Raw genomic sequence first — 463 nt, 5'->3', positions numbered from 1 at the left:
AATGGAAATTCGGATACCGCCACCGCCACAGTTACTGTACAGGACAAAATCAAACCAACAGTTGTAGCTCAAAATATAACGATTCAGTTAGACGCCACAGGAAAAGCAGTTGTAATAGCTTCTCAAATCGATAACGGTTCTACTGATAATTGTGCTATTGCTAGAATGACTTTAGATAAAACCACTTTTAATTGCACAAATATCGGCAACAATTCAGTGGTACTGACAGTAACAGATGTTAATGGAAATTCAGATACAGCCACTGCCACAGTTACTGTCGAAGATAAAATCAAACCAACAGTTGTGACTCACAATATAACGGTTCAGCTGGATATCACAGGAAAAGCAGTTGTAACGGCTTCTCAAATCGATAATGGTTCTACTGATAATTGTACTATTGCAACAATGACTATAGATAAAACCACTTTTGATTGCACAAATATTGGCAGCAATTCAGTGATAC

Annotated in this window: 1 pseudogene; it reads left to right on the top strand. The window is 37.4% G+C overall.

From position 1 onward, the window contains the following. Nucleotides 1-463: pseudogene (locus NJT12_RS24890) on the top strand (hypothetical protein); the annotation flags it as partial.

Origin of the sequence: Flavobacterium azizsancarii (assembly GCF_027980145.1) — a bacterium.
In the GTDB taxonomy this organism is placed as follows: domain Bacteria; phylum Bacteroidota; class Bacteroidia; order Flavobacteriales; family Flavobacteriaceae; genus Flavobacterium; species Flavobacterium azizsancarii.
This window is presented reverse-complemented; position numbering and strand designations above follow the sequence as displayed.